This window comes from Methylobacterium sp. Leaf361 (assembly GCF_001424445.1).
GTDB lineage: Bacteria > Pseudomonadota > Alphaproteobacteria > Rhizobiales > Beijerinckiaceae > Methylobacterium.
Genome location: NZ_LMPY01000009.1, coordinates 128,712 through 136,061 on the forward strand (window position 1 = coordinate 128,712; position 7,350 = coordinate 136,061).

Here is a 7,350-nt window from a genome sequence, read left to right on the forward strand (position 1 = left end):
CGCGGCGGGCGGCCGCCCTCACCCGGCGGCCTTCCGCGCCGGGCGGCTCACGAACCGGGAGCCGGCGAGCAGGAAGCGCCAGGGCGTCTCGGCGCCGCGGGTGATGCCGATGCGCCGGTCGCTGACCACGTCGACGCTCCCGGAATCGCCCGCGGCGCGGGGCTCGAACCGGAACGGCGCCCGCGCGAGGGGCGCCCCGTCGAGCGCGTCGGTGACGCCGAGGGCCTGGCAGAGGCGGCCGGGGCCGGCGCAGAGGAGGCGCGGATCCTCCAGGCCGCGGCGCGCCCGCATGGCGGGAAGCCCCTCGGTCGGCGCGAGGGCCCGGAGCAGCACGGCGCTGCCGGGCTCGCAGACGAGGTTCAGGCACCAGTGCATCCCGTAGGAGCGGTACACGTAGGCGTGGGCCGGCGGGCCGAACATGCTGGCGTTGCGCCGGGTCGGGCCGCGGAAGCTGTGGGAGGCCGGATCGGTGCTGTCGTAGGCCTCGGTCTCGACGATGATCCCGCCGGCCGCGCCGACGAACAGGCGGGCGCCGATCAGGTCGGAGGCCACCGCGGCGGCGCTGCGGGCGAAGAAGGTGTCCAGCATCGGGGCTCCGGCGCGGGCGGCCCCGCGCGATCCGCGTCGCCGGGATCCGGCGAAACGCGGGCGATTAGAAATAAATCGGACGCAACGGAAGTCTTGCTGGTACGAGGGGCCCGTGAATGGCGGGCCCAGAACCGATCCCCTCGGACCTCCAGCATGGTGCGCACAGCCTCGATCGCGACGCTCCGGTCCGCCGAGTCGGGCGCGCAACCCCGGTCGGCCCCGCGCGCCGCGCGGCTGCGCCTGAACCTGCGGCGCCTCCGGCTGGCCAGCGGCCTGATCCTGTTCGGCTACGTGCTGACCCACCTGCTGAACCACGCCCTGGGCAACGTCTCCCTCGACGCCATGGAGGACGGCCTCGACCTCGTCACGGCCGTCTGGCTCAACCCCGTCGGCCTGACGCTGCTCTACGGCGCCCTGGTGGTCCATCTGCTGCTCGGGCTCCAGGCCCTCTACGCGGCCCGCTTCTTCCACTGGCGGCCGTCCGAGACCCTGCAGCTGGTCTCGGGCCTGCTGATCCCGCCGCTGCTCATCAGCCACATCGTCGGGACCCGGGTCTCCTTCGTCACCGAGGGGCTCGACAAGGGCTACGCGCAGGAACTCTACGCCTTCTGGATCGCCTCGCCGATCCTCGGCCTGATGCAGGTCACGGTCCTGGTCGTCGCCTGGATCCACGGCTGCATGGGCCTGTATTTCTGGCTGCGGCTGAAGCCCGGCTTCGACCGCATGGCGCCCTGGCTGCTGGCGCTCGCGGTGCTGGTGCCGGTCCTGTCGCTGCTGGGCTTCGCGCAGGGCGGCCGGATGGTCATGACCCTGGCGCAGGATCCGGCGTGGCGCGCGGCGGCGCTCCAGCCGGTCCATGTCGGGCTGCCCGACCAAGTGGCGCGGCTCGCCGCCGTCCGGGACGGGCTGCTCGGGACCTACGCGGGCCTCGTGGCGGCGGTGATCGCGGCCCGCGGCGCGCGGACGCTCGCCGAGATCAAGCGCGGCACGATCCGGCTCAGCTACCCGGACGGACGGGTAGTGCGGGTACCCCGCGGCACGAGCGTGCTGGAGGCGAGCCGGCGCAACCGGATCCCCCACGCCAGCGTCTGCGGCGGCCGCGGCCGGTGCTCGACCTGCCGGATCCGGGTGACGGACGGCAGCGACGGGGCGCCGGCGCCCGGCCGCACCGAGCGGGCGGTGCTGGAGCGCATCGCGGCCGGCCCGGGGGTGCGCCTCGCCTGCCAGTTCCGGCCGGAGACCGACATGGCCGTGGTGCCGCTGCTGCCGCCGCAGCCGCGGATGCGCCAGGCCGACCTGCTCGACCGGGCGCAGTCGGGCGAGGAGCGCTTCATCGTGGCGATGTTCGTCGACCTGCGCGGCTCGACGCGGCTCGCCGAGGAGCGCCTGCCCTACGACACGGTGTTCATCATCAACCGCTTCCTCGGCGCGGTCGGCGACGCCGTGCGCGAGGCCGGCGGCTCGACCAACCAGTTCCTCGGCGACGGCCTGCTGGCCCTGTTCGGCCTGGAGACGGAGGCCGAGGCGGCCGCCCGGGAGGCCCTGAGGGCGATCGACCTCATCGCCGAGTCGGTCGACACGCTGAACGGGCTCCTGGCGGCCGACCTGGAGCACACCCTCCGGTACGGGATCGGCGTGCATGCCGGCCCGGCGATCGTCGGCGAGATGGGCGACGCCACCGACGCCCGGTTCACGGCGCTCGGCGACACCGTCAACGTCGCGGCCCGGCTCCAGGGCCTGACCAAGGTCCTCGGCTGCGTGGCGGTGGTGTCGGAGGCGGTCTACGCGGCGGCCCGCGTGGCGCCGGCGGAGATCCGGGACGTGGCGGTGGACGGCCGGTCCGAGGCCGTCCGGGTCAGCACTCTCGGAAACGCCTGACGCGAACGTCTTTGCGAGCGGAGCGAAGCAATCCAGTGTGGCACCGCGGTTCTCGGCGTCGCGCATCCCCGGGTCGCTTCGCTGCGCGCGCGATGACGGGTGATCCGAGCGGACGGCGCGCCTCAGGCCCGCTGCCGGTGCGCCGCCCCGAGGCGCGGCGCCAGGGCCAGCATCAGCGGCACCACGGCGAGCGCCGTCCCGGCCGCCGCCACGGCCGCCCAGTGCGGGCCGGCCGCGTCGCCGAGCCGCCCGTAGAGCAGCGGTGCCGCCAGCGCGCTGCCGCCGAGCGTCCAGGTGTAGAACACCGCGAAGGCCCGCTCGACCCGGCCGCCGGGTGCCAGTTCCGGGACGGTCCCGTAGAGAACCGACGAGGTGCCGTTCAGCATCACGCCGAGCAGCGGCAGCAGGATCAGCCCGGGAGCCAGCGGCAGCACGATCACCGCCAGGATCGCCAGTGCCGTCCCGGTCTCGGTGAGGATCACGGTCCGGGTCACGCCGAGGCGTTCCCCGAGGCGCCCGCAGACCGCCTTGCCGAGCGCGCCGCCGACGAAGACCAGCGACAGGGCGAGGCCCACCGTGGTCAGCGCCGCGCCCTTCTCCTGCAGCAGGAACGGCAGGTAGAGCAGGAAGGCCGGCCGCGCGGCGTTGTCGAGCATGCCGATGGCGACGAGCAGCCGGAAGCCCGTGCCGCTCCCCGGCCCGGTCGCGGACGCATGGGGCGCCGGCCGCGCAGCGGCGCCGCCGCTGCGTGACGCCGGATCACGCGGCAGCAGGCGCGCGACCGCGAGCGCGACCACGATCCCGGCGCCGGCGATCACCCAGAGCGCGTGCCGCCAGCCCGTCAGGGTCAGCAGCAGGCCGACCAGGGGCGGGACCGCCGCCTTCCCGAGATCGCCGGTGAAATTGTAGGTGCCGAGCGGGCCGCGGGCGCCGGGCCCGTAGGCCCGGGCGATCACCGCGGACGCCAGGGGATGCTGGGTGCTGCTGCCGGCGCCGCCGAGCAGGAGCCCGATCCCGAGCCCGACGAGGCCGCCCGAGGCGCCGGCGATCGCGTAGCCGGCCGCGCTGAGCACGGTGCCGAGCACCAGCACGGTGCGGGCACCCCAGGCCTGGGCGAGGCGGCTCGCCGGCATCTGCAGCGCCGCCAGGGCGCCGTTGTAGAGGGAGCGCAGGAACGCCAGGGCGACGTAGTCGAGGCCGAACTCCGCCTGCCAGACCGGCAGCAGCACGTAGATCAGGTCCGTGTAGCCGTCGTGCAGGGCGTGGTTCACGCCGGTGGCCACCAGCGTGCGCCGGGCGTCCGGCAGGGACGCGGCCCGGGAGGACGCGGTTTCGGAAGACGCAGTTTCGGAAGACGCGGTCAGATCGGACGCGACGGACATCCAGCCATCCTTCGTGGTGCGGCATCAGGATGGCGCCCTGGCCCGGAGCTGACAAACGACTTATGCTGACGCTCGCGTGAGGAAACCTGACCCGTGCATCGTCGCCTGCCGCCCCTCAACGCCGTGAAGGCCTTCGAGGCGGCCGCGCGGCACGGGAGCTTCACCCGCGCGGCGGACGAGCTGCGGGTCACCCACGGGGCGGTCAGCCGGCACGTCCAGACACTGGAGGGCTGGCTCGGGCTGCCGCTGTTCGAGCGCCACAACCGGCGCGTGGTCCTCACCGAGGCCGGCACGGCCTACGCCACCGAGATCGGCGCCGCCCTCGACCGCATCGCCCTGGCCACCGCCCGGCAGGCCGAGCGCGGACGGCCGCGCCTGCTGCACGTGAACGCGCTGGCGACCTTCACACTCCGCTGGCTGATCCCGCGCCTGTCGGGCTTCCAGCGGGCCAACCCGTCGATCGAGGTGCGGCTGACCACCTCGAACGTGCCCCTCGCCAGCGTGGCGGAGCCGTTCGACGTGGCGATCCGGGGCGGGCCGGACAGCCGGCCGGGCCACCGCGCCGAGCCGTTCCTGTCCGAGCGGCGCATCCCGGTCTGCAGCCCGGACCTGCTGCGGCGGCTGCCGCTCCGGGTGCCGGAGGATCTCCGGCAGCACACGCTGCTGCACGCCGCGACGCTGCCGCGGGTCTGGCCCGACTGGCTGCGGGCGGCGGGCGTCCCGGACCTGGCGCCGCGGGCCACGGTGACGCTGGAGCATTTCTACCTGACCCTCCAGGCCGCCCTCGACGGGCTCGGCATCGCCATGGGGCCCGAGCGGCTGATCGCCGACGACGTCGCGGCCGGGCGCCTGACCCTGCCCTTCCCGGGCCCCGCCCTGCCCGCGCGGAGCTACTACACCTACATCCCCGAGCCGCGGGCAGAGGATCCGGCGGTGCGGGCCTTCTGCGGCTGGCTCGCCGAGGCGGCGCGGCATCCGTAACGCTCCGTCATCGCGAGCGCAGCGAAGCGACCCAGGGCTGCGCGCCTTCCGTCCGGAGGGCACCGACTGGATTGCTTCGCTGCGCTCGCAAAGACGGCAGTGCCGCGCCTTCGGGGATGGCGCGCGTCGTCCGTCCGGCGCATGGATCGGATCCGGAACGCCCCCGACCGCGTCGGGGTTGGCGTCAGACGCTTCTGCCGAAGGTGACCGCATGGCGCGCAAGCGTCTCCGCCCGACGATCGAGAGCCTGATCGAGTCCCTGGGGCGGCTCGGCGTCGCCCCGGAGGCGGTCGACCTCGACCGGCTGCTCGCCCAGCTCGACCTGCCCGATTACGGCGCCGAGGTCGACGACGACCGCGTCGCCCGGGCGCTCCGGGAGATGCGGGCCGCCCGGGCCTTCGCGGAGACCGGCGTCCCGGCGATCCGGAAGGCGATCCCCAATCTCCGGGCCGTGGTCACCAAGGACCACCGCATCACCTGGCTGATCCGGACCGAGATCCCGCTCCTCGACAATGGCCGCCTGGACCTGCGCCTCGACGTGGCCCCCGAGCCGGAGGCGGCCGAGATCCTCGCCCGCATGGCCGCCCGGAACGACCCGACGCACCGCCTGGAGGCCCTGCGCGACGCCGTGGCGCGCACGGCCCTCCAGGCGACCCGCGCCCTGCACAAGCCGGTCGACCGGCTGCGGGCGCAGCTCCTCGTCGACCTGCGCGAGGTCGGGGCGGACGCCGCCGCCTACATCGCCCACATGGACCGCTCGCTCCGGTCGCGGGTCTTCACGTACGGCCCGAAGCTGGCCCGCGGCCTCAACGACACGCTCACCCCCGTCCGCCGCCACGCCAAGGCGGTGGCGCGCGAGGGCTCGCGCCTGCGGCGGCTGCGCGATCAGGTCGGCTTCGGCGCCTATATCGAGCGGTTCACCGCCGCCCGGCGCCTCGACCGGAAGATCGTGTTCCACATGGGGCCGACCAATTCCGGCAAGACCTACGCGGCGCTCCAGCACCTGACGGCGGCCGAGACCGGAGCCTACCTCGCGCCGCTCCGGCTGCTGGCGCTGGAGAACTACGAGACCCTGCGCGAGCGCGGCCTGCGCGCCGGCATGGTCACCGGGGAGGAGGTGCTGGGCGATACGAACCCGACCCACACCGCCCGCACGATCGAGACCGCCGACCTGACCCTGCCGATCGACGTGGCGGTGATCGACGAGATCCAAATGCTGTCGGACCCCGACCGCGGCTGGGCCTGGACCAACGCGCTGTTCGGCGTCGCCGCCAGGACTGTGATCGTCTGCGGCTCCGACGACGCCCTGTCGTATGTCCGCCGCGCCGCCGAGGCCGCCGACGAGTCCCTGGAGGTGATCCCCTTCACCCGCAAGTCGCCGCTCCTGCTGCTGGAGGAGCCGGTGCCGTTGGAGAAGGTCGAGGCCGGGGACGCGGTCGTGGCCTTCTCCCGCCGGGCCGTGCACGAGAATCGCGAGGTCCTCGTCGCCCGCGGCCACCGGGTCGCGACGATCTACGGCGCCCTGTCGCCGGAGGTCCGCCGCGCCGAGGCCGCGCGCTTCCGCTCCGGCGAGGCCAACGTGCTGGTGACCACCGACGCGATCGGCATGGGGCTCAACCTCGGGCCGCTGAAGCGGATCGTGTTCTCGGCGGTGCGCAAGTGGGACGGGACCGCCGAGCGGGCGCTGACCCATTCCGAGATCCGGCAGATCGCCGGCCGGGCCGGCCGCTACGGCCACCAGGATGTCGGCTACGTGGCGGCGACCGACCCGTACGCCGCCGAGCCGATCCGCACCGCCCTCTCGGGCGCCCCGACGGCGCCGGCGGCCGACACGCGCTTCTTCGTCCGCCCGGATCTCGGGGCGATCCGCTCGGTGGCCGAGGAGATGCGCACGCACAGCCTGCACGAGGTACTGACCCACTTCGCCCGCGCGACCTTCTACGCGGGCTCGCCGTTCCAGCCCTCGGCCCTGGAGGAGGTGCTGGAGGTGGCCCGGATCGTCGACCGGGCGCGGCTGCCGATCGAGGAGAAGTTCGCCTTCTCGGTCTGCCCGATCGACCGGCGCGACGAGATCGCCATGGGGCTGCTGGAGCGCTGGTGCCAGGCGCGCGCCGCCGGCCTCACGGTCCCGGCTCTGCGCGGCAACCTCTCGGGCGCGCTCGACTACCAGGAGCGGACCGTGAAGCTCGCCAGCGCCTATCTGTGGCTGTCGCGGCGCTTCCCTGAGACCTTCGACGACGTGGACGCCATCCGCCACATGCGCGGCCGGGCCAACGACGCCATCGAGCATCACCTGCGCGAGACCGCGACCCGCAAGGCCGAGCGGCGCAGCCGGCGACCTGTCGGGGCGCGGTGAGACGCGGCATCGGGCCATGAAAAAAGCCCGCTGCGTGTTCGGCGCAGCGGGCTCTGTCAGATGACGTTGGTTGCGGGGACAGGATTTGAACCTGTGACCTTCAGGTTATGAGCCTGACGAGCTACCGGGCTGCTCCACCCCGCGCCAAGTCTGTACGGCTGGTCC

The 7,350-nt window shown here is 74.1% G+C and carries 5 protein-coding genes and 1 tRNA gene; 3 read left to right on the forward strand and 3 right to left on the reverse strand.

Features of this window, described 5'->3' with window-relative positions; translation table 11 throughout:
• Positions 1–18 precede the first annotated feature (18 nt).
• Positions 19–588: a DNA-3-methyladenine glycosylase gene (locus ASG32_RS08555; protein ID WP_056524561.1), complete on the reverse strand. Its 570-nt coding sequence runs from the start codon at positions 586–588 to the stop codon at positions 19–21.
• A gap of 153 nt (positions 589–741) precedes the next feature.
• Here ASG32_RS08555 and ASG32_RS08560 point away from each other — a divergent pair, with 153 nt between their 5' ends.
• Positions 742–2,466 (forward strand): adenylate/guanylate cyclase domain-containing protein, encoded by a 1,725-nt coding sequence (locus tag ASG32_RS08560; protein WP_056524564.1) that lies wholly within the window; start codon positions 742–744, stop codon positions 2,464–2,466.
• A gap of 122 nt (positions 2,467–2,588) precedes the next feature.
• Here the strand turns inward: ASG32_RS08560 and ASG32_RS08565 are convergent, their stop codons facing one another.
• A complete protein-coding gene (locus tag ASG32_RS08565; protein ID WP_056524567.1) occupies positions 2,589–3,848 on the reverse strand; it encodes an MFS transporter in 1,260 nt (419 codons plus the stop codon).
• Between the two features lie 93 nt (positions 3,849–3,941).
• Here ASG32_RS08565 and gcvA point away from each other — a divergent pair, with 93 nt between their 5' ends.
• Together gcvA and ASG32_RS08575 are read left to right on the forward strand one after the other, a co-directional pair.
• Entirely contained in the window at positions 3,942–4,829 is an 888-nt protein-coding gene (gene gcvA / locus ASG32_RS08570; RefSeq protein ID WP_056524570.1) for a transcriptional regulator GcvA, read from the forward strand.
• A gap of 211 nt (positions 4,830–5,040) precedes the next feature.
• Positions 5,041–7,185 (forward strand): helicase-related protein, encoded by a 2,145-nt coding sequence (locus tag ASG32_RS08575; protein WP_056524572.1) that lies wholly within the window; start codon positions 5,041–5,043, stop codon positions 7,183–7,185.
• A gap of 67 nt (positions 7,186–7,252) precedes the next feature.
• On the opposite strand, the gene ASG32_RS08580 is transcribed toward ASG32_RS08575, so the two are convergent.
• Positions 7,253–7,329, reverse strand: a tRNA-Met gene (locus ASG32_RS08580).
• Positions 7,330–7,350 lie beyond the last annotated feature (21 nt).

What these genes read in the sequence shown, in the direction of transcription:
- ASG32_RS08555 (WP_056524561.1), bottom strand. Translation starts at nt 588, where the DNA reads ATGCTGGACACCTTCTTCGCCCGCAGCGCCGCCGCGGTGGCCTCCGAC.
- ASG32_RS08575 (WP_056524572.1), top strand. Translation starts at nt 5,041, where the DNA reads ATGGCGCGCAAGCGTCTCCGCCCGACGATCGAGAGCCTGATCGAGTCC.
- ASG32_RS08560 (WP_056524564.1), top strand. Translation starts at nt 742, where the DNA reads ATGGTGCGCACAGCCTCGATCGCGACGCTCCGGTCCGCCGAGTCGGGC.
- ASG32_RS08565 (WP_056524567.1), bottom strand. Translation starts at nt 3,848, where the DNA reads ATGTCCGTCGCGTCCGATCTGACCGCGTCTTCCGAAACTGCGTCTTCC.